This window comes from Clavibacter michiganensis (assembly GCF_016907085.1).
GTDB lineage: Bacteria > Actinomycetota > Actinomycetes > Actinomycetales > Microbacteriaceae > Clavibacter > Clavibacter michiganensis_O.
The window spans coordinates 1,396,275-1,416,459 of record NZ_JAFBBJ010000001.1 but is presented as its reverse complement, the minus strand read 5'-3'; the positions used below and the strand labels follow the sequence as shown (position 1 = coordinate 1,416,459).

General features: G+C 72.1%; 21 protein-coding genes. 12 read left to right on the top strand and 9 right to left on the bottom strand.

Features of this window, described 5'->3' with window-relative positions:
• Positions 1–65 precede the first annotated feature (65 nt).
• The 7 genes from mca (at position 66) to JOE38_RS06390 (ending at position 5,946) form a co-directional block, all read left to right on the top strand.
• The gene (mca, locus tag JOE38_RS06420; protein ID WP_204575386.1) at positions 66–947 is read left to right on the top strand and encodes a mycothiol conjugate amidase Mca; all 882 of its coding nucleotides are present in this window, start codon (positions 66–68) and stop codon (positions 945–947) included.
• The gene (locus tag JOE38_RS06415; protein WP_204577136.1) at positions 947–1,294 is read left to right on the top strand and encodes a hypothetical protein; all 348 of its coding nucleotides are present in this window, start codon (positions 947–949) and stop codon (positions 1,292–1,294) included. Before mca ends, JOE38_RS06415 begins: the two co-directional genes overlap by 1 nt.
• Positions 1,295–1,404: 110 nt before the next feature.
• The gene (locus JOE38_RS06410; protein ID WP_204575385.1) at positions 1,405–1,665 is read left to right on the top strand and encodes a hypothetical protein; all 261 of its coding nucleotides are present in this window, start codon (positions 1,405–1,407) and stop codon (positions 1,663–1,665) included.
• Positions 1,666–1,838: 173 nt separating this feature from the next.
• The gene (locus JOE38_RS06405; RefSeq protein ID WP_204575384.1) at positions 1,839–2,828 is read left to right on the top strand and encodes a carbohydrate ABC transporter permease; all 990 of its coding nucleotides are present in this window, start codon (positions 1,839–1,841) and stop codon (positions 2,826–2,828) included.
• Positions 2,825–3,736, top strand: coding sequence for a carbohydrate ABC transporter permease (locus JOE38_RS06400; protein WP_204575383.1), 912 nt, complete (start codon positions 2,825–2,827; stop codon positions 3,734–3,736). Before JOE38_RS06405 ends, JOE38_RS06400 begins: the two co-directional genes overlap by 4 nt.
• A 63-nt stretch (positions 3,737–3,799) precedes the next feature.
• Positions 3,800–5,179, top strand: coding sequence for an ABC transporter substrate-binding protein (locus tag JOE38_RS06395; RefSeq protein ID WP_204575382.1), 1,380 nt, complete (start codon positions 3,800–3,802; stop codon positions 5,177–5,179).
• Positions 5,176–5,946 carry a glycerophosphodiester phosphodiesterase gene (locus JOE38_RS06390; RefSeq protein ID WP_204575381.1) on the top strand — a complete coding sequence of 257 codons (771 nt, stop codon included), beginning with the start codon at positions 5,176–5,178 and terminating at the stop codon, positions 5,944–5,946. The genes JOE38_RS06395 and JOE38_RS06390 overlap by 4 nt, the downstream gene beginning before the upstream one ends.
• A gap of 44 nt (positions 5,947–5,990) precedes the next feature.
• Here JOE38_RS06390 and trhA read toward each other — a convergent pair whose 3' ends face one another.
• Positions 5,991–6,743 carry a PAQR family membrane homeostasis protein TrhA gene (gene trhA / locus JOE38_RS06385; protein ID WP_204575380.1) on the bottom strand — a complete coding sequence of 251 codons (753 nt, stop codon included), beginning with the start codon at positions 6,741–6,743 and terminating at the stop codon, positions 5,991–5,993.
• A gap of 82 nt (positions 6,744–6,825) precedes the next feature.
• On the opposite strand from trhA, the gene JOE38_RS06380 reads away from it, so the two are divergent.
• Together JOE38_RS06380 and JOE38_RS06375 are read left to right on the top strand one after the other, a co-directional pair.
• Complete coding sequence (locus tag JOE38_RS06380; RefSeq protein ID WP_204575379.1) at positions 6,826–7,611, top strand: isoprenyl transferase; 786 nt, start codon at positions 6,826–6,828, stop codon at positions 7,609–7,611.
• Positions 7,612–7,835: 224 nt separating this feature from the next.
• A complete protein-coding gene (locus tag JOE38_RS06375) occupies positions 7,836–9,182 on the top strand; it encodes a PhoH family protein (protein WP_204577135.1) in 1,347 nt (448 codons plus the stop codon).
• 79 nt (positions 9,183–9,261) lie between these two features.
• On the opposite strand, the gene JOE38_RS06370 is transcribed toward JOE38_RS06375, so the two are convergent.
• The 5 genes from JOE38_RS06370 to xseA all read right to left on the bottom strand — a co-directional run bounded on the left by JOE38_RS06370 (position 9,262) and on the right by xseA (position 13,693).
• Positions 9,262–10,689 carry a class II fumarate hydratase gene (locus tag JOE38_RS06370; RefSeq protein ID WP_204575378.1) on the bottom strand — a complete coding sequence of 476 codons (1,428 nt, stop codon included), beginning with the start codon at positions 10,687–10,689 and terminating at the stop codon, positions 9,262–9,264.
• An 80-nt stretch (positions 10,690–10,769) separates the two neighbouring features.
• Complete coding sequence (locus JOE38_RS06365; protein WP_204575377.1) at positions 10,770–11,417, bottom strand: carbonic anhydrase; 648 nt, start codon at positions 11,415–11,417, stop codon at positions 10,770–10,772.
• Positions 11,414–12,121 carry a DUF4245 domain-containing protein gene (locus JOE38_RS06360; RefSeq protein ID WP_204575376.1) on the bottom strand — a complete coding sequence of 236 codons (708 nt, stop codon included), beginning with the start codon at positions 12,119–12,121 and terminating at the stop codon, positions 11,414–11,416. The genes JOE38_RS06365 and JOE38_RS06360 overlap by 4 nt, the downstream gene beginning before the upstream one ends.
• A 2-nt stretch (positions 12,122–12,123) precedes the next feature.
• Complete coding sequence (locus tag JOE38_RS06355; protein ID WP_012038920.1) at positions 12,124–12,366, bottom strand: exodeoxyribonuclease VII small subunit; 243 nt, start codon at positions 12,364–12,366, stop codon at positions 12,124–12,126.
• 10 nt (positions 12,367–12,376) lie between these two features.
• Entirely contained in the window at positions 12,377–13,693 is a 1,317-nt protein-coding gene (xseA, locus tag JOE38_RS06350) for an exodeoxyribonuclease VII large subunit (RefSeq protein ID WP_204575375.1), read from the bottom strand.
• A gap of 102 nt (positions 13,694–13,795) precedes the next feature.
• Between xseA and JOE38_RS06345 the strand changes: the two genes are divergently transcribed.
• Together JOE38_RS06345 and JOE38_RS06340 are read left to right on the top strand one after the other, a co-directional pair.
• On the top strand, positions 13,796–14,830 hold the full coding sequence (locus JOE38_RS06345) for a 4-hydroxy-3-methylbut-2-enyl diphosphate reductase (protein ID WP_043560941.1): 1,035 nt from the start codon (positions 13,796–13,798) through the stop codon (positions 14,828–14,830).
• A complete protein-coding gene (locus JOE38_RS06340; protein ID WP_204575374.1) occupies positions 14,827–15,660 on the top strand; it encodes a DUF6264 family protein in 834 nt (277 codons plus the stop codon). The genes JOE38_RS06345 and JOE38_RS06340 overlap by 4 nt, the downstream gene beginning before the upstream one ends.
• Before the next feature lie 98 nt (positions 15,661–15,758).
• Here the strand turns inward: JOE38_RS06340 and fbaA are convergent, their stop codons facing one another.
• The 3 genes from fbaA to JOE38_RS06325 form a co-directional block, all read right to left on the bottom strand.
• On the bottom strand, positions 15,759–16,784 hold the full coding sequence (gene fbaA / locus JOE38_RS06335) for a class II fructose-bisphosphate aldolase (RefSeq protein WP_045528764.1): 1,026 nt from the start codon (positions 16,782–16,784) through the stop codon (positions 15,759–15,761).
• 105 nt (positions 16,785–16,889) lie between these two features.
• Positions 16,890–18,269 (bottom strand): DNA recombination protein RmuC, encoded by a 1,380-nt coding sequence (locus JOE38_RS06330; protein WP_204575373.1) that lies wholly within the window; start codon positions 18,267–18,269, stop codon positions 16,890–16,892.
• A gap of 66 nt (positions 18,270–18,335) precedes the next feature.
• Positions 18,336–18,965: a 3'-5' exonuclease gene (locus JOE38_RS06325; protein ID WP_204575372.1), complete on the bottom strand. Its 630-nt coding sequence runs from the start codon at positions 18,963–18,965 to the stop codon at positions 18,336–18,338.
• A 99-nt stretch (positions 18,966–19,064) separates the two neighbouring features.
• Between JOE38_RS06325 and ychF the strand changes: the two genes are divergently transcribed.
• Complete coding sequence (ychF, locus tag JOE38_RS06320) at positions 19,065–20,138, top strand: redox-regulated ATPase YchF (RefSeq protein ID WP_204575371.1); 1,074 nt, start codon at positions 19,065–19,067, stop codon at positions 20,136–20,138.
• Positions 20,139–20,185 lie beyond the last annotated feature (47 nt).

Below are 20,185 nucleotides of genomic sequence, written 5' to 3'. Positions count from 1 at the left end.
GCGATCTCCTCACACGCACCTTGTACTCTGGGGATCCAGACTACCTTCCCCACCCTTGGAGCCCCGTGACCCTGCGCCTCATGGCCGTGCACGCCCACCCCGACGACGAGTCCAGCAAGGGCGCGGCGACCTACACCCACTACACGCACCAGGGCGCCGAGATCATGGTCGTCAGCTGCACGGGCGGCGAGGCCGGCGACATCCTCAACGAGGGCCTCGCCGAGCGGGCGATGGCCGAGCGCGACCTGCCGGGGCTCCGCCGCATCGAGATGGCGCGCGCGCAGGCGGTCATGGGCGTGCAGCACCGCTGGCTCGGCTACGTCGACTCGGGCATGGCGCGCGAGGACGGCTCGCTGCCGCCCGCGGCCTTCGCGAGCATCCCGGTGGAGGTGTCGGCCGAGCCGCTCATCCGCCTGGTGCGCGGGTTCCGCCCGCACGTGCTCGTGGCGTACGACGAGAACGGCGGCTACCCGCACCCCGACCACATCCAGGCGCACGTGATCGCGATGGAGGCCTGGCGCGAGTCCGGCGTCGCCGGCTCCTACCCCGACGCCGGCGAGCCGTGGGAGATCTCCAAGCTCTACTTCGACCGGATCTTCAACGGCGCCAAGCTCCGCGCCGTGCGCGAGCACCTGGTCGCCACCGATGCGGCCGCGGAGATGCTCGAGGCCGTCGACGAGATGCTCGGCTGGATGGGCGACCGCCCCGACCTCGCCACCACGCACGTCCACGTCGCCGACCACTTCGAGGCACGCGACCGCGCGCTCCTCTCCCACGCGAGCCAGGTCGCGCCCGACAGCACGTTCTTCCGTTGGCCGCGCGACCTGCAGCAGCGGGCGTGGCCGTTCGAGGACTTCCAGCTCGTGGAGTCGCGCGTCGACGTGCCGGACGAGGAGCACGACCTCTTCGCCGGCATCGTCGACGAGGAGCAGGAGGCGGTCGCGTGATGGGCGCCGACCTCGTCCTGCGGCTCGCGACCGCCGTGACCACGACGCCGAGCCCCACGCCCACGGCGGAGTTCGACCCCGACACCGTCTCGCCCGGCCCCATCGGCTTCATCGCGATCTTCTTCGTCGCCGTGGTGGTGCTGCTGCTCATGGTCGACATGACCCGCCGGATCCGCCGCACGCGCTACCGCGAGGAGATCCGCGGCCGGCTCGAGGCGGAGAAGCTCGAGGCCGACCTCGCGCGCGACGCGGCGCCCGAGCGCGACCTCCGCATGCCGGGCGCGACGGCCGCGGACGACGACGGCCCCGCGGATCCGGACGATCCCGCAGGTCCGCCGCGCGGCTGAACGACGCCCCTCCCGGTCGGCGGGCCCGTCGGCGCTGTGGACGTCCACCAGCCCATCGGCCCTCGGGCTCCGTAGCCTCGTGATCCCCACGAGAACGGAGCCCCACGAGCATGTCACCCACCACGCCCTCCACCCGACCCTCCCGCCGCCTCGGCCGAACGGGGTCCGTCACGGCCGTCGCCGTGATCGCCCTCTCGGCCGGCGTCGGCCTGGGCATCGCGCACGCATCCGCCGCCGCACCCGCGACCGCCGACTCGGACGGGGTCAGCGTCGTCGCCATGGGGCACAACCACAGCCCGGCCGAGCCGGATCCCTACTACGTGGGAGTGCCCTCGATCGGGGACTGGCGCCACGGTCACCACGGGGGCTGATGGTCGACGGCTGATCCGCCCGCCGACGACCGGCGACCCCCGTCCGGGGGGCGCCGGTCGCCGCTCGGCCGCCCGCTCGCCACCCGCGGGCCCCCCGCCGTTAACTCACCCTCCGTACCTTGGCCAGGCACGAAGGGAACGTTCCCTCCTCGTGTCCCCAGAGGAGGTCGGACATGACGCACGCCCCCGCGCCCGCCCGGGTCGCGCCACCGCCCGGAGCGGTGTCCTCCACGATCCCCGCGGTCGCCCCGCCCGCCGGCGCCGCCCCCCGCTCGCGCCGCCGCCGCCCGGGACGCCTCCGCGACGGGCTCCTCTTCCTCGCCTTCGTCGGCCCGAACGTGCTCCTGCTCGCGGTCTTCACGTACAAGCCGCTCCTCGAGTCCTTCTACTACTCGACGCTGCAGTGGAACATCGGATCCTCGGTGGCCCGCGAGGTCGGCCTCGCCAACTACGTCGCCTGGTTCCAGGACCCGCAGACGCCCACGGTCATCCGGGTCACGCTGATCTTCACCGGAGTGACGGTGGTCGGCTCGATGGCGCTGGGGCTCGGGGTCGCGGTGCTGCTGAACAGGCGGATCCGGCTGCGCGGGCCCGTGCGCACGATCATCGTCGCGCCGTACGTGCTCTCCGGCGTCGCCGTCGGCTTCCTCTGGCTCTACGTCTTCGACCCCAACTTCGGCCTGATCTCCGCGGGGCTCCAGCTCGTCGGCCTCCCGTCGCCCGACTGGTACAGCGACCCGGGCGCCGCGCTCGCGATGGTGACCACCGTGCAGGTGTGGCGCGACCTCGGCTACTGCGCCCTCATCTACCTCGCGGGCCTCCAGGCCGTGCCGAAGGACCTGCTCGACGCCGCGGCCCTCGACGGCGCCGGCCGCATCCGCACCTTCCTCCGCGTGGTGCTGCCGCTGCTCAGCCCGACCACGTTCTTCCTCAGCGTGACCACGCTGCTCAGCTCGCTGCAGACCTTCGACCTCATCAGCGCCATGACCAAGGGCGGGCCGCTGCAGGGGACCACCACGATGATGTACCAGATCTACCACGAGGGCTTCGTGGCCGGACGGGCCGGCTACTCGTCCGCCGTCGCCACGATCCTGTTCCTCGTCCTGCTCGTCGTCACGCTCGTCCAGCTCGTCGTCGTCCAGCGGAAGGTGCACTACTCGTGACCACGACCCTCGCCCGCCCCGAGCCCGCGGCGGTTCCCGCGGGTGCGCGCCGCCCTCGTCGCGGCCTCCGTCCGTCCGCGTCGGGATCCGCCCGCCCGTCGCTCGCCGGCACGTACCTCGCGCTCGCCCTCGCCGTGGTCGTCATGCTCCTGCCCCTCGTCTGGATGGTGCTCACCAGCTTCAAGGACTTCGGCGAGATCTACTCGCTGCCCCTCAAGCTCCTGCCGTCGTCCTTCGCGCCGACGAACTACGCGACCGCGTCCGACACGGTGTCCTTCTCGACGCTCGCGACCAACAGCCTCATCAAGACGATCGCGGGCTCGGGCCTCAAGGTGCTGCTTGGCCTGATGACCGCGTACGCGCTGGTCTTCATCCGCGTGCCGTTCAAGAACGTGTGGTTCGGCGTCGTGATCCTCGCGCTCCTCGTGCCGCAGCAGATCGTGATGATCCCGAACTACCAGGTCATCGCGGGCCTCGGCTGGATCAACACCTACCCGGGCCTCATCCTCCCCGGCGTCGCGAGCGCGTACGGCACCTTCCTCTTCCGCCAGCACTTCCTCACGCTGCCGGGCTCCGTGCTCGAGGCCGCGGCGATGGACGGCGCCGGCCACCTCCGCCGCCTGTGGTCGTTCGTGATCCCCATGTCGGGCCCCACGATCGCCGCCGTCGCCCTGGTCTCCATCGTCGGCGAGTGGAACGACTACCTCTGGCCGCTCCTCGTCACGACCGATCCGCACATGATGACGCTGCCCGTCGGCCTCACCCTGCTCCAGGACACCACGGGCATCACGAACTGGGGCGTGCTCATGGCCGGCACCGTCATCGTCACGATCCCGGTGCTCGCGGTCTTCCTCGTCTTCCAGCGGCGCATCGTCGGCGGCCTCACCGCCGGCGCCGTGACCGGCTGACGCGCCTCTCCCTCCCGCCCCACCACCTCCCCGCTCGACCCGCATCCCGAACCCAGGAGAACCATGCCCATCGATCCCCGCTCGGCCCTCGGCGGCTTCGCCGCCCGCCCGTTCGACCGCCGCAGCGTGCTGAAGCTCGGCGCCGTCCTCGGCGGCACCGCGATGCTCGCCGCCTGCTCCGGTCCGTCCGTCGGCGGCGACACGGCGGCCACCGCGGCCCCCGACACCGACTGGGACGGGATCCAGCCCGCCACCGACATCACCTGGTGGACCACCCACCCCGGGCAGACCTCGGACCTCGAGGCGCAGTTCGCGGCGGACTTCCTCGCGAAGACCGGCATCACCGTCAACGTGGTGACGGGCGGCGCGAGCTACGACGAGATCGCGCAGAAGCTGCAGGCGGCCGCGGGAACCGACAGCATGCCCGACATGGTGAACGCCAGCGACACCTGGTGGTTCCGCTACATGGTGAACAAGCAGTCGATCGCGATGGACGGCCTCATGTCGCACCTCGGCTTCGAGCTCGACGACTTCAACAAGGTGTTCCTCGACGACTACCTGTACAACGGCGCGCGCTACGCGGTGCCCTACGCGCGCTCGACGCCGATCTTCTACTACGACAAGTCGATCTGGCAGAAGGCCGGCCTCCCCGACCGCGCGCCCGACACCTGGGCCGAGCTCGAGGAGTGGGCGCCCGCGATCATGAAGGCGACCGGCGGCACGCCCGCCTTCCGCATGCCCCAGGGATCCATCGGCACGTGGGCGATGAGCAACGTCCTCTGGGGCCGCGGCGGCCAGTACTCCGACGGCTGGGACCTGAAGCTCGACCAGCCCGAGACGCTCGAGGCGGCCCGCTACGCGCAGGGCCTCGTCTTCGACTCCAAGATCGCGAACGTGGCGGCGGCCAGCGGCGACACCGCGGTCGACTTCGCGGGCGGGCTCGCGCCCTGCACCATCGCCTCGGCGGGCGCGGTCGGCATCGTCACCGCGAGCGCCAAGTTCCCGATCGGCACGGGCGTGCTCCCGGGCGGCCCCCAGGGCCAGTTCGTCCCCACGGGCGGCACGGGCCTCGCGGTCATCGGCAGCAAGACCAAGGAGCAGCAGCTGGCCGCGGCCATGTTCATCAAGCACTGCACGGAGGTCGACCAGCAGGTCGCCTTCGCGAAGAAGACGGGCTACGCGCCCGTGCGCACGTCGGCCGGCGAGTCGTCCGACCTCACGGGCTTCTGGGCCTCGAACCCGGCCTTCCGCACGGTGTACGACAGCCTCGACCACGTGCGCTCGCAGGACTGGGCCCGCACGCTGATCCCGAACGGCGACACGTACCTGCAGCAGCCGTGGTCGCAGATCCTCACGCAGGACGCGGACCCGGCCGCGGTGTTCCCGGCCGCCGCGACGCAGCTCACGTCCGCCTACACGGAGAACGTCGAGCCGTACCTGTGACCGGCTCTCCGCGCACCTTCCTGCTGGCGGGCCACCGCGGCAGCATGGCGGACTGCCCGGAGAACACGATGCTGTCGTTCACGACGGCGGAGCGGGCCGGGGCGGACGAGATCGAGCTCGACGTGCGCCTCACGCGCGACGGGCAGTTGGTCGTGCTGCACGACCGCACGCTCGAGCGCACGGCGGCGGCACCCGGCCCGCACCTCGACACGCCCGTCGAGGAGCTGACGCTGGCCGAGGTCCGCTCGGTGGACCTCGGCTCGGGCCAGCGCGTGCCGACCCTCGACGAGGTGCTCGACCGCACGCGTGGGCTCGTGCAGGTGGAGGTCAAGGCGCCGGCGGCGGCGGGACCCCTGGTCGCGCTCCTGCGCGCCCGCGGCGACGCCGACCGGGCACGCTGCACGGTCATCAGCTTCCACCCGCAGGCGCTCGTGGACGTGATGACCGGGCTGCCCGACCTCCCGCGCGGCACGGGCCTGCTCGTCGCCGACATCGACGGCGAGTGGCGCGATGTGGTCGCGCCCACGCGGGCCCGCACCATCATGCTGCCGTGGCGCGGTCTCACGCGGTCGCTCGTGGACGGGCTGCACGACGCGGGGCTCCGCGTGCACGCGTCCCTCCTCGAGGGACCGGGCGAGGTGCGCCGCATCGTGGAGCTCGACGTGGACGCGACCACGGCGAACCACCCCCGGTACGCCCGCGAGCTGCTCGCGGCGCACCCGGGGTTCGTCGCGCGGTTCCCCGGCTTCGGGCGCGCGGGCGCCTGACCGCGGACGCCTGACCCGGCTGCGCAGGCCGGTGCGAGCTCCGGTCAGACGACGGGCGGGTGCGTCGCCACCAGGAGGATCCCCGTCCAGTGGCAGAGGAACGCCACGAGGGTGCACGCGTGGAAGATCTCGTGGAAGCCGAAGCGGCCGGGCCAGGGGTTCGGCCGCTTCAGCGCGTACGCGACCGCGCCCACCGTGTAGGCGAGGCCGCCCGCGAGGATGAGCGTCATCATCGCGGCGTCGGCGCGGAAGAAGTCGACGATGAAGACGAGCGACGCGTACCCGAGCACGAGGTATAGCAGCACGTAGAGCCAGCGCGGGGCGTGGATCCAGAGCACGCGGAAGAGCACGCCGATCGCGGCGCCCGACCACACCAGCCAGAGCAGCAGCACCGACTTGTCGTGCGGCAGCGCCAGCACCGTGATGGGCGTGTACGAGCCCGCGATGAGCAGGAAGATGTTGGCGTGGTCCATCCGCTTGAGCAGGATCTTGGCTCGCGGCGACCAGTCGAACCGGTGGTAGACCGCCGAGACGCCGAACAGCAGGAGCGACGACGCCACGAACACGGCGCACGCGATCTTCGCCGCGGCCCCGTCGGCGACCGCGATGAGCACGATCCCGAGCACGAGCGCCACCGGCGTCATCCCCGCGTGCAGCCAGCCCCGCCAGGTGGGCTTGGGCTCCGGTCCGACGTCCTGCGCGTCCTCGACGAGCGGGAGGTGGGCGACGTGGTCGTCCTCCGGCGACGCGCCATCCGGGGTGCTGAGCGGGCCGGGGGACGGGGCGGCGGGCGTCATCCTGCGAGTGTAGGACAGCCGTCCACGACGTCGGCCTGGCGGGCGATCCGGGCTCACGGGCAGGTGGGATAGCGTGGCCTCCGTGCGAGAGAAGCCGATCCGACCGTGGCGCGGTCTGCTCTACCGGGCGTACCAGAAGCGCCTCCGCCGCGGCCTCGACCGGAACGCGCTGCCGCACCACATCGCGATGATCCTCGACGGCAACCGCCGCTGGGCCCGCCAGCTCGGGCTCGAGTCCGCGGCGCACGGCCACCGCGCCGGAGCGGCCAAGTTCCTCGAGTTCCTCGAGTGGTGCGACGACCTCGACGTGAAGGTCACCACGCTCTACCTGCTCTCCACCGACAACCTCACGGGCCGCGGCAGCGCGGAGCTCACCGCGCTCATCGACATCATCGGCGAGCTCGCGGAGGACCTCTCCCGGCACCGCGACTGGCGGGTGAAGCACGTCGGATCCGATGAGGGCCTGCCGCCCGAGCTCATCGCCCGGCTCGACGCCTCCGAGGAGCGCTCGAAGGACAACGCCGGGCTCCACATCAACCTGGCCGTCGGCTACGGCGGGCGCACCGAGATCGCCGACGCCATGCGCAGCATCGTGCACCAGCACCACCTCGCCGGCGGCACGCTGGAGGACCTCGCGGCGCTCCTCACGCCCGACCTCATCGGCGAGCACCTCTACACGAGCGGGCAGCCGGATCCGGACCTCGTGATCCGCACCTCGGGCGAGCAGCGCATCAGCGACTTCATGCTGTGGCAGTCGGCCCACAGCGAGCTCTACTTCATGGAGGCGCTGGGTCCCGACCTCCGCGAGGTCGACTTCCTCCGCGCCTTGCGCGACTACTCCTCCCGCCAGCGCCGCTTCGGCTCCTGACGCGCTCCCCGGCGCGGTCCGGGGCGCGCGGAGGAAGAGTTAATGTCCACGACACATCCGGACCCGCGTCGCTCTGGTCATGGCGCCGGTGCGCGACGTAGGTTCGCACTCATCGGGCATGGCGCCCGATCGAGAGGGCCGCAGGATCTCTTCTCGCCACCGTGGCCCGATCGCCGTCAGGATCCGAGCGCGACCGCTCGGGGATGGAGTGGCCCGTGGCCCCGATGGACAGCCAGAGCAGCACAGCACGACGCGCGAGCCGGGGGGAGGGGACGCCGCAGGCCGAGCGCACGTACGTGCTCGACACCTCCGTCCTCCTGTCCGACCCGCGGGCGCTCTTCCGCTTCGCCGAGCACGCGGTGGTGATCCCGGTCATCGTCATCACCGAGCTCGAGTCGAAGCGGAACGACCCGGAGATCGGCTACTTCGCGCGCCAGGCCCTCCGCCTCCTCGACCAGCTCCGCGAGGAGCACGAGCGGCTCGACTTCCCCATCGAGGTGGGCGAGGCCGGCGGCACGCTGCGGGTCGAGCTCAACCACTCCAGCATGGCGGCGCTCCCGAACGGCCTGCAGCTCGGCGACAACGACTCGCGGATCCTCGCGGTCGCGCTCAACCTCTCGACCGAGGGCCTCGCGGTCACGGTCGTCTCGAAGGACATGCCGCTGCGCGTGAAGGCCGCCTCCATCGGCCTGCAGGCGGAGGAGTACCGCGCCGAGCTCGCCGTCGACAGCGGCTGGACCGGCATGGCCGACGTCACGCTCTCCAGCGAGCAGATGGCCGACCTCTACGACGGCGAGTCGCTGCAGACGCGCGTCGTGCAGGACCTGCCCGTGAACACGGGCGTCGTGCTGCACTCGGACCGGGGGTCCGCGCTCGGCCGGGTCGTCCGCCGCGGCACGGTGAACCTGGTGCGCGGCGACCGCGAGGTGTTCGGCCTCAAGGGCCGATCGGCGGAACAGCGTCTCGCGATCGACCTGCTCCTCGACCGCGAGGTGGGGATCGTCTCCCTCGGCGGCAGCGCCGGCACCGGCAAGTCGGCGCTCGCCCTGTGCGCCGCGCTCGAGGCCGTGCTGGAGAAGCAGCAGCACCGCAAGATCATGGTGTTCCGGCCGCTGTACGCGGTGGGCGGCCAGGAGCTCGGCTACCTGCCGGGCGACGCCGCCGAGAAGATGAACCCGTGGGCGCAGGCCGTGTTCGACACCCTGGGTTCCGTGGTCTCGCAGAACGTCATGGACGAGGTGGTGGAGCGGGGGATCCTCGAGGTGCTGCCGCTCACCCACATCCGCGGGCGCTCGCTGCACGACGCGTTCGTGATCGTCGACGAGGCGCAGTCGCTGGAGCGGAACGTGCTGCTCACGGTGCTCAGCCGCATCGGCCAGAACTCGCGCGTGGTGCTCACGCACGACGTCGCGCAGCGCGACAACCTGCGGGTCGGCCGGCACGACGGCGTCGCGAGCGTCATCGAGACGCTCAAGGGCCACGAGCTGTTCGGGCACATCACGCTCACCCGCTCGGAGCGGAGCGCGATCGCGGCGCTCGTCACCGGGCTGCTCGACGGCGACCCCATGTGATCCACGTGCCCCGCGCATGACGACGGGCGCCGGTCCCCGAGGGGATCGGCGCCCGTCGTCGTCGGTGCGGAGCGGCGGCCTACAGGCCGGGCGCCGTCATCCGCAGCACGTCGAGGCCCGCATCGAGCTGCTCTTCGGTGATCTCGCCGCGCTCGACGTAGCCGAGGTCGACGACGGCCTCGCGCACGGTCATCTTCTGCGCGACCGAGTGCTTCGCGATCTTCGCCGCCGCCTCGTAGCCGATGATGCGGTTGAGCGGCGTGACGATCGACGGCGACGACTCCGCGAGCGCCCGCGCGTGCTCCTCGTTGACGCGCAGGCCGTCGACGGTCTTGTCGGCGAGCAGGCGCGTGGAGGAGGCGAGGATGCGGATCGACTCGAGCAGCGACGAGCCCATGACCGGGATCGCGACGTTGAGCTCGAACAGGCCCGAGGCTCCCGCCCACGCGACGGTGGCGTCGTTGCCGATGACGCGCGCGCAGACCATGAGCACAGCCTCGGGGATGACCGGGTTGACCTTGCCGGGCATGATCGAGGACCCGGGCTGGAGGTCGGGGATGTGCAGCTCGCCGAGGCCCGTGTTCGGGCCCGAGCCCATCCAGCGGATGTCGTTGCAGATCTTGGTGAGGCTCACCGCGAGGGTGCGCAGCGCGCCGGACGCGTCGACGAGGCCGTCGCGCGCGCCCTGCGCCTCGAAGTGGTCGAGCGCCTCGGTGACGGGGAGGCCGGTGTCGTCCGCGAGCACGCGGATCACCTTCTGCGGGAAGCCGACCGGGGTGTTGATGCCGGTGCCGGTGGCCGTGCCGCCGAGCGGGACCTCCGCGACGCGGGGGAGCGCGGTGCGCACGCGCTCGATGCCGAGGCGGATCTGGCGCGCGTAGCCGGCGAACTCCTGGCCGAACGTGACCGGCGTCGCGTCCATGAGGTGCGTGCGGCCCGCCTTGACGAGCCCCTTCCACGCCTCGGCCTTCGTCTCGAGGGCCTCCGCGAGGTGCTCGAGGGCGGGGATCAGCTCGGCGAGGAGCGCGCCCGTGACGGCGACGTGCACCGAGGTGGGGAAGACGTCGTTCGACGACTGCGACGCGTTGACGTGGTCGTTCGGGTGCACGGGCTTCCCGAGCGACGCGGTCGCGAGGGCCGCGAGGACCTCGTTCATGTTCATGTTCGAGCTCGTGCCGGAGCCCGTCTGGTACACGTCGATGGGGAAGTGCTCGTGGTGGGATCCGCCCGCGACCTCGTCGGCGGCGGAGACGATGGCGGCCGACACGTCGGCATCGACGATGCCCATCTCGCCGTTCACGATCGCGGCGGCGCGCTTGATGCGGGCGAGCGCCTGGATCTGCGCGGGCTCGAGCCCGCGGCCGGAGATGGGGAAGTTCTCGACGGCGCGCTGCGTCTGGGCGGCGTACAGCGCGTCCTTGGGGACCCGCACCTCGCCCATCGTGTCGTGCTCGATGCGGAACGCGTCCGCCGAGCTGCTGTCGGATCCGGGGGAAGTGTCGACCACGCTGTTTCTCTCTCCTTCGGGACGGGTGATGCACCGGGCCCCGCGGGCCCGGGTCGCGCAGGTCAGCGCGGGCGTGTCCTCTAGCGAGGGATGTCGCCCACGATGACGTCGGGCACCGCGGTGCCCTCGAGGAGCTTGTAGTTGGCGCCGACGATGGCCAGGCTACCGGCCGCCACCTTGTCGGAGATCATCTCCGAGGCCTCCAGCATGCGGGTCACGGTGCCGCGCAGGTGCTGGCGGCCGACCTCGCCCGCGTCGACCTCGCTGGGCACGACGTGGTCGCCCGCGACGCGGTGGACGGCGGGCGCGATCGGCGCGATGAGGTTCGCGATGTGCGGCGGCAGCGCCTCGGCGCCCGGCGCCGCGCTCTCGATGGCGGCGCGCACGGCGCCGCACTCGTCGTGCCCGAGCACCACGATGAGCGGCACGCCCAGCACGGCGACGGCGTACTCGAGGCTGCCGAGCACGGAGTCGGAGATGATCTGGCCCGCGTTGCGGATCACGAAGAGGTCGCCGAGGCCCTTGTCGAAGATGATCTCGGCCGCGAGGCGCGAGTCGCTGCAGCCGAACAGCGCGGCGACCGGGCGCTGCACGTGGGCGAGCGCGGCGCGGCGCTCGACGTCCTGGCGCGGGTGCTCGGGGGTGCCGGCGACGAAGCGCGCGTTGCCCTCCACCATCTCGGCCCACACGTCGGCGGGCCTCTGCACGGTCTCGTCCTGGTCGGTCATCCCTCGATCCCCTCTCCGGGTGCGGTGGTGCTGGTGGTGCCGTCGGCGGGCGTCGGCGTCGTGCCCGCCGGGGCGGTGCGCGCGGCGGCGACCGCGTCGATCGCCGTGCGGAGCTCGTTCGCGTCGGCCGTGCCGTAGATCGCGTAGGTGCTGTCGCCGTCGACGGCGCTCGCCGCGAGGACGACGTTGCCCGGGTCGTCGGCCTGCGAGTTGTCGTACAGGGTCCACTCGAGGCCGCCGATCTCCTCGGAGCTCACCTCGGGCGCCGACTGCAGCGTCTCGTCGAGCCAGGTGGGGTTCGCGTCGATGCCCTGCGAGATCCCGATGTAGCGGTTGCTCGGCGTGATGAGGCCGATGTACCAGACGGCCACGCCGTCGCGGCCGGCCGGGCGGATCTCCGCGTCGTTGCTCTTCCACGCCGTCGGCAGGTCGGGCACGACGAGCGTCTGCGGGAACCCGCCCTGCGCCTCGGCGGCCGCCGCGCCGTAGTCGACGTCGGGGAGGATCGTGGTGTTCGAGCGGGGGACGAGCGCGACGATCACCGCGACGGTCGCCACGGTGACGATGAGCGAGTAGAGCAGGTTGCGGAACGTCTGCTTGGCGCGGTGGCGGCGGGAGTCGGCGGCCTTGCGGGCGGCGGTCTCCTCGGGCGTCTCGGGCCGGCCGAGCTCGGCGACGACGTTCGGGGTGCGGGGCTTGGCCACGGTCAGCCGGCGTCGGATGCGGTGGTGCGGGCGGCGTCGAGGCGCGCCTTCGCGCCGAGCAGCCACTCCTCGCAGCGGGCCGCGAGGGCCTCGCCGCGCTCCCACAGGGCGATCGACTCCTCGAGCGTGGACGCGCCCTGCTCGAGGTCGTTGACGACGCGCACCAGGGCGTCGCGCGCCTCCTCGTAGCTGAGCTCGGAGACGTCGGGCAGGCGTGCGCCGGTGTCGGCGGGGCTGGTGGGCATGGGGGTGATCCTAGCTTTCGGCGCCGGACGCCGGCCGGGCGCCCGGGGCGGGGGAGGCGGGCAGGCGCGCGGCCGACGAGGGGATGTCGTCGGTGGGGCCGGTGGAGGTCGCGCCGAGCGCGCCGGCGGCGAGCCGCAGCACGAGGCCGGTGCCGTCGGGCGCGTCCACGGGCGTGCGGAGGGCGGATCCGTCGGCCGTCTGCACGATGGCGTAGCCGCGGTCGAGCACGTGCTGCGGCGAGAGCGTGCGGAGCTGCCGGGACAGCTCGCTCGTCTGCTGCATCCCGCGCTCGACGACGCGGCCGGCGAGCTCCGCGGATCGCGCGATGTAGCGGCCGAGCTCCTCGGCGCGCGAGTCGACGATCCACGCCGTGCTCGTGAGGACGGGCCGCGACCGCAGCTGCTCGATGCGGTCGATCTCGCCGCGCACCTGGCTGGTGAGGCGCATGCCGATGCGGGCGCGCGCCTGCTGCACGCGCGACAGCTCCTCGGAGACGTCCGGCACGACGCGCTTGGCGGCGTCGGTGGGGGTGGAGGCGCGGAGGTCGGCGACGTCGTCGAGCAGCGGCCGGTCGGCCTCGTGCCCGATCGCGCTGACGAGCGGCGTGCGGCACGCGGCCGCCGTGCGCACCAGCTTCTCGTCGCTGAAGACGAGGAGGTTCTGGAAGTCGCCGCCGCCGCGCGCGATGACGATGACGTCGACCTCGGGATCCTCGTCGAGCACCCCGATGGCGCGCGTCACCTCACCGGCGGCCCGGTCGCCCTGCACCGCGGTGTGCACGACGCGGAAGCGGACGCTCGGCCAGCGGAGCTGGGCATTGCGGAGCACGTCCTTCTCGGCGTCCGAGTCCTTGCCGGTGATGAGGCCGATGCAGCCGGGGAGGAACGGCAGGCGGCGCTTGCGGTCGGCGTCGAACAGGCCCTCCGCGCGCAGCGTCTGGCGCAGGCGCTCGAGGCGCTCGAGCAGGTCGCCGAGGCCGACGTGGCGCATCTCCAGCACCTGCATCGTGAGCGTGCCGCCCTTGACCCAGTAGTTCGGCTTCACGAGCGCGACGACGCGGGCGCCCTGGCCGAGGTCGGCCGGGATCTTCGCGCGCACCGACGACCAGACGGTGAAGCTGATGGTGGCGTCGACGTCGAGGTCCTTGAGCTTCCCGTAGACGTTGCCGCCGGATCCGCCCCACTGCGTGATCTCGCCCTCGACCCACGCGGTGCCGAGCCGATCGATCCAGCCCTTGATCTTCCCGGACAGCACGGAGACGGGCCAGGGGGCGTCGACCGTCGGGGCGCCGGCCGCCGGCATGGACACGGTGCGCGTCTCGCTCATGGCTCCCCCACTCGTCGCCCAGCACGGGCGCTTAGACTCGGGACTGTGACTACAGCGACCACTGACCAGCGACTCGTGGGAGCACCCGTCGTCAGCCTGTCGATGCCGCGGATGCCCGGCGTCCGCAACAGGCTCAAGGATAACCCGGTGGCCGGACCCAAGAAGGTCCTGCTCGCCGCTCCCCGCGGCTACTGCGCCGGCGTCGACCGCGCCGTCGTGGCCGTCGAGAAGGCGCTCGAGCGCTACGGCGCCCCCGTCTACGTGCGGAAGCAGATCGTCCACAACGTGCACGTCGTCTCGACGCTCGAGCGCATGGGTGCGGTGTTCGTGGAGGAGGTCGACGAGGTCCCCGAGGGCGCCCACGTCGTCTTCAGCGCGCACGGCGTCTCGCCGGCCGTCGTGCAGGGCGCGGCCGACCGCGGCCTCCAGGCCATCGACGCCACCTGCCCCCTCGTCACCAAGGTGCACCGCGAGGCCGTGCGCTTCGCGAAGGCCGACATGCAGATCCTCCTCATCGGCCACGAGGGCCACGAGGAGGTCGAGGGCACCGCGGGCGAGGCGCCCGAGCAGACCATCGTCGTCAACTCCCCGGAGCACGCCGACGTGATCGAGGTCAAGGACCCCGACAACCTCGTCTGGCTCTCGCAGACCACGCTGTCGGTCGACGAGACGATGGAGACGGTCCGCCGACTCCGCGCCCGATTCCCGAACCTGCAGGACCCGCCGAGCGACGACATCTGCTACGCCACGCAGAACCGTCAGGTCGCCATCAAGAAGGTCGCCGTCGACGCCGACCTCGTGATCGTCATCGGATCCGCGAACAGCTCCAACTCCGTCCGCCTCGTCGAGGTCGCGCTCGAGTACGGCGCCAAGGCGTCGTACCGGGTCGACTACGCGTCCGAGGTCAAGCAGGAGTGGCTCGACGGCGTGCAGACGGTCGGGGTCACCAGCGGCGCGTCCGTGCCCGAGGTCCTCGTGCAGGAGCTGCTCGACGACCTGGCCGACGCCGGCTACGGCGACGTCACCGCGGTCGTCACCGCCGAGGAGGACCTCGTCTTCTCGCTCCCCAAGGAGCTGCGCAAGGACCAGTCCGGCAACACGGACTCCCGCGCCATCGGCGGGCGCACCCGCGCGTGAGCGACGACGACGGCACGCGCCGTCCCGGACGGCCCGCGCCGCGCTACGGCGAGTACGCGTCGCCGGCCGCGTCGGACGCGGGCGGATCGTCGGAGCTGTCCGAGGCGGACGCGCGGATCGTCGCCGAGGCGGCGGAGTACCGCCGCGCGCAGGCCGAGCGCGACGCCCCGGCGTCCGCCGGTCGCGGCGCGAAGAAGGCCGGCAAGGCCGCCGCGCCGCAGACCCTCGCCGAGCAGATGGCGGAGGAGCGCAAGGCGGCGCGTGAGCGCCAGCAGGCGGAGCGCCGCGAGGCCGAGAAGGCCGCGGCCGATGCCCGTCGCACGGCGGAGAAGGCCGCCGCGACGGAGCGCCGGGACACGCGTCGCGCGCCGACCGCCCCCTCCGCCGCGGACGCCGGCGCCACCCCGGGCACCCGTCCGGAGCGCCCCGCGTACCTCGCCGGCCAGGAGCCGCGCCGCGCGCCCCGGCGCTTCGACGCGGCCATCACGGTCGGCCTGCTCGCCGCGGGCCTCGTCAACGTCGTCGGCAGCATCGGCGCGAACGCGGATCCGTCGCGCGCCATCAACCAGTCGTACGCGCTGTTCGGCGGCGGCACCTACGAGGTGACGCCGCAGACCTCGGTCATCGGGATCGCGGTGAACGTCGTGAACATCGTCGTCTTCGTGCTCGCCGCGTGGATCTCCCTGGAGCTCGTGAAGCGCCGGCGCATGGCCTTCTGGGTGCCGATCGTCGGCGCGATCGTCGCGACCGTGATCACGAGCGTGCTCGTGCTGACGCTGATCGTGCAGGATCCCGCGTTCCAGCAGATCATGTCGAGCCGCGGGCCGTGACGCGCGGCATCTGATGCGCGGCATCTGACGAACGACGGCGGGGCCGGTCCTGGTGGACCGGCCCCGCCGTGGTTCGCGCAGCGCTGGGCTGCGTCCCGCTAGCTCTGCGAGTGGCCGTGCGACCCGAGCTGGCGCGTGGCCTCGACGACGCGGGCGGCCATGGCCGACTCCGCCGTCTTGCCCCAGGCGCGGGGGTCGTACGTCTTCTTGTCGCCGACCTCGCCGTCGACCTTCAGGAAGCCGTCGTAGTTGCGGAGCACCGAGTCGGCGATGGAGCGGCTGAACGCGTACTGCGTGTCCGTGTCGATGTTCATCTTCACGACGCCGTTGCGCACGGCCTCCGCGATCTCGTCGTCGGAGGAGCCGGATCCGCCGTGGAAGACGAGGTCGAACGGCTTCTCGCCGGTGCCGTACTTCGACTGGATGCCGTCCTGGATCTCCTTGAGGAGCGCCGGGCGCAGCTGCACGCCGCCGGGCTTGTACACGCCGTGCACGTTGCCGAAGGTGAGGGCGGCCATGTAGCGGCCCTTGTCGCCGAGGCCGAGCGCCTCGACGGTGGAGATGGCGTCCTCGAGGGTCGTGTAGAGGTGCGAGCCGGTGTCGTGGCTGACGCCGTCCTCCTCGCCGCCGACGACGCCGATCTCGACCTCGAGGATCGCGTTGATCGCCTTCATGCGGGGGAGCAGGTCCGTCGCGATGTCGAGGTTCTCGTTCAGCGGGATGGCCGAGCCGTCCCACATGTGCGACTGGAAGATGGGGTTGCGGCCCGCGCGGACCTCCTCCTCGCTGGCCTCGATCATGGGGATCACGAAGCCGTCGAGGGCGTCCTTCGGGCAGTGGTCGGTGTGCAGCGCGACGGTGATGGGGTAGTTCTTGGCGACCTCGGTGGCGAAGCGCGCGAACGCGAGGGCGCCGGCCGCGCGGTTCTTCACGGTGTGGCCGGAGAAGTAGTCGGCGCCGCCCGTGGTGACCTGGATGATGCCGTCGGATCCCGCGTCGGTGAGCCCCTGGAGGACCGCGTTGATGGTCTGCGACGAGGAGACGTTGACGGCCGGGTAGGCGAATCCGCCGGCCTTGGCGCGGTCCAGCATCTCGGCGTACTGCTCGGGGGTTGCTACGGGCATGGTGCATCTCCTTCGGCGGATCCACGGCGACGCCGTGCGGCTGTCGCGGGATCCTGATCGGCCGGCGGATGGAGTCGTGCGGCCGGGCCCCGCGTGCTCGCCACTCTACCCAGCGGGGCTCTCCGCGACCGGGGCGGCGGGGCGCGTGAACTCGTCCGCGGTGAGCTCCCGGGTGGTGGCCTCGAGCGGCTCGAGCGTGCCGATGACCTTGGACTCGTCGAGCCGGGTGAGGCGGCGGGCGGTGGGGAGCACCTGGCGCTCCAGGGATCCGACGACGCGGTTGTAGTCGCCGACCGCGCCCGTGAGCGAGCGGCCGAGCTTGGCGATGTGCTCGCCGCTCGTGGCGAGGCGCGCGTGCAGCTCGCGGCTGAGGTCGAAGAGCTGCTTCGCGTCCTCCGTGAGCACCTCCTGCTGCCAGCTGAACGCGACGGTCTTGAGCACGGACCACAGCGTGACGGGGGAGGAGAGCGCGACACGGCGGGAGAACGCGAACTCCATGATGCTCGGATCCGCCTCCAGCGCCGACGACACCAGCGACTCGCTCGGGATGAACGCGATGACCATCTCGGGGCTCGCGTCGAGCCCCGCCCAGTAGGCGCGGCTGCCGAGCGCCGTGATGTGGTCGCGCACGGCCTGCACGTGCTGCTTCATGAGGTGGTCGCGGCGCGCGCCCTCGGGCCCGGTGGCCGAGGCGGGGATGGCGCTCGCCTCGAGGTAGGCGGTGAAGGGCGCCTTCGCATCCACCGCGATGTGCTTGCCGCCCGGCAGGTGCACGACCATGTCGGGCCGGCCGATGCCCTGCGCCGTGGAGACGGACGTCTGCACGTCGAAGTCGACCCGGTGGATGAGTCCCGCCGCTTCGACGACGCTCCGCAGCTGGGTCTCGCCCCACACGCCGCGCGTGCTGTTGGAGCGGAGCGCGGACGCGAGCGTCTCAGCCGTGGCGCGCAGCCGCTCCTCCGCCTCGGTGGCGCTCCGCAGCTGCTCGCTGAGCTCGCCGTGCTGCTGCCGGCGCTGCTCCTCGAGCTCGTGCACCTTCGCCTGCACCTGCTTGAGGCTCTCGGCGACGGGGCTGAGCGCGGTGAGCACGCGACCGTCCTCCTCGGTGCGGGCGAGCTCAGCGCGCTGGATCTCGCGCAGCCTCGTCTGCAGCTCCGCGATGCGGTCCTCCTGCTGGCCGATCTGCTCGCGGAGGTGGGACTCCTGCGCGTCGAGCCGCTCGCGGTGCAGAGCGTCCTGCGTCTGGGCGCGCTCGGCGTACTGCGCGGTGGTCTGGGCGACCTGCTCCTCGGCGAGTCGCTCCGTTCGATCCAGCTGCTCGCGCAGCGCCTGGACCGTGGCCTCGGCGGCGGCGAGGCGCGCGGCCTCGCCCGCGCGACCCGGCGCATCCAGCCCGGAGCGTGCGCGCGACACGGCCAGCCCGACCACCGCGCCCACGGTCAGGCCGATGACGAGGCCGACGAGCAGGGCGATGACGGGATCCATGCGTGCAGTGTGCCAGCGGCCCCCGACACGGCAGGGACCTGGGTCGGCGGGTGGCCGAGCGGCGGATCAGGCCCAGTCGATGGGCGGCGTCGCGGCGGCCGAGGCCTGCGTGACGGTCTGCGTGCGCGGCGCGCCGATGCGGCCGAGGCCCACGCCCGCCGCCTCCGCCAGCCCCGCGATCGAGGCGGCGCCGTGCCGGGAAGCCGCGTGCACGACGATGGCGGCGCACGCCCGCGCGTCCGCCAGTGCCTCGTGGTGCGAGAAGTCCTCGAAGCCCGCGGCCCGCGCGGCGACCGGCAGCCGGTAGGAGTCGAGCGTGTAGGTGCGGCGCGCGACCTGGAGGCTGCAGAGGTAGGAGTACGGCGGCGGGATGAGCGCGGTGGCCTTGCACGCGCCCTGGATCACGCCCATGTCGAAGCGCGCGTTGTGGGCGACGAGGTGGTCGTCGCCCGCGAAGGCCATGAGGCGCGGCAGCTGGTCGGCCCAGCCGTCGGCGCCGGCGACGTCGTCCTCGACGATGCCGTGGATCCGCGTGTTCCAGACCGAGAAGGAGTCGTGCCCCGCGGGCGGCCGGATGAGCCAGGACGCGGTCTCGACGACGACGCCGTCCCGGACCTTCACGAGACCCACCGAGCACGCGCTCGCCGACGAGTTGTTGGCGGTCTCGAAGTCGATCGCGGTGAAGTCCAACGGCATGGGTTCGAGTGTTCCACGCACGACCGACCCTGGATCCCGGGACAGCCCAGCCCGGCGCGGGCGGGGGAGGAGCCGGAGGGCCCCGTACGATGGACTCCCGTGGCACTCACTATCGCGATCGTCGGTCTCCCCAACGTCGGCAAGTCGACGCTCTTCAACGCCCTGACCAAGAACCAGGTGCTCGCCGCGAACTACCCGTTCGCGACGATCGAGCCGAACGTGGGCGTGGTGAACCTCCCGGACCCGCGCCTCGAGGTGCTCGCCGGCCTCTTCGGCAGCGAGAAGATCCTCCCCGCGCCCGTCTCCTTCGTCGACATCGCCGGCATCGTCCGCGGCGCGAGCGAGGGAGAGGGCCTCGGCAACCAGTTCCTCGCGAACATCCGCGAGGCCGACGCCATCGCGCAGGTCGTCCGCGGCTTCGAGGACGAGGACGTCGTGCACGTCGACGGCCGCGTCGACGCCGCGAGCGACATGGAGACCATCAACACCGAGCTGATCCTCGCCGACCTGCAGACCCTCGAGCGCGCCGAGCCGCGCTACGAGAAGGAGCTGAAGACGAAGCGCATCGAGCCGATCGTGCTCGAGACCGCGAAGGCCGCGCGCGAGTGGCTCGACTCGGGCAAGCCGCTGTCGGCCTCGTCCATCGATCTGGAGCCGGTGCGTGAGCTCGGGCTGCTGACCGCGAAGCCCTTCATCTACGTGTTCAACGTCGACGAGCAGGTGCTCGGCGACAAGGCTCGTCTCGACGAGCTGGCCGCCCTCGTGGCGCCTGCGCAGGCCGTGTTCCTCGACGCGAAGATCGAGTCGGAGCTCATCGAGCTCGACCCTGAGGACGCCGCCGAGATGCTCGCGAGCACCGGCCAGGAGGAGTCCGGCCTCGACCAGCTCGCCCGCATCGGCTTCGAGACCCTCGGCCTCCAGACCTACCTGACGGCGGGCCCCAAGGAGACGCGTGCCTGGACCATCGGCAAGGGATGGAAGGCCCCCCAGGCGGCCGGCGTGATCCACACCGACTTCGAGAAGGGCTTCATCAAGGCCGAGGTCATCTCCTACGACGACCTGGTCGAGACCGGCTCCATCGCCGAGGCGCGCTCCAAGGGCAAGGCCCGCATCGAGGGCAAGGAGTACGTGATGCAGGACGGCGACGTTGTGGAGTTCCGGTTCAACAACTGACGTACTTCATATGGACTCTTAGCGAGCTGACGTGAGCTTAAGCACGC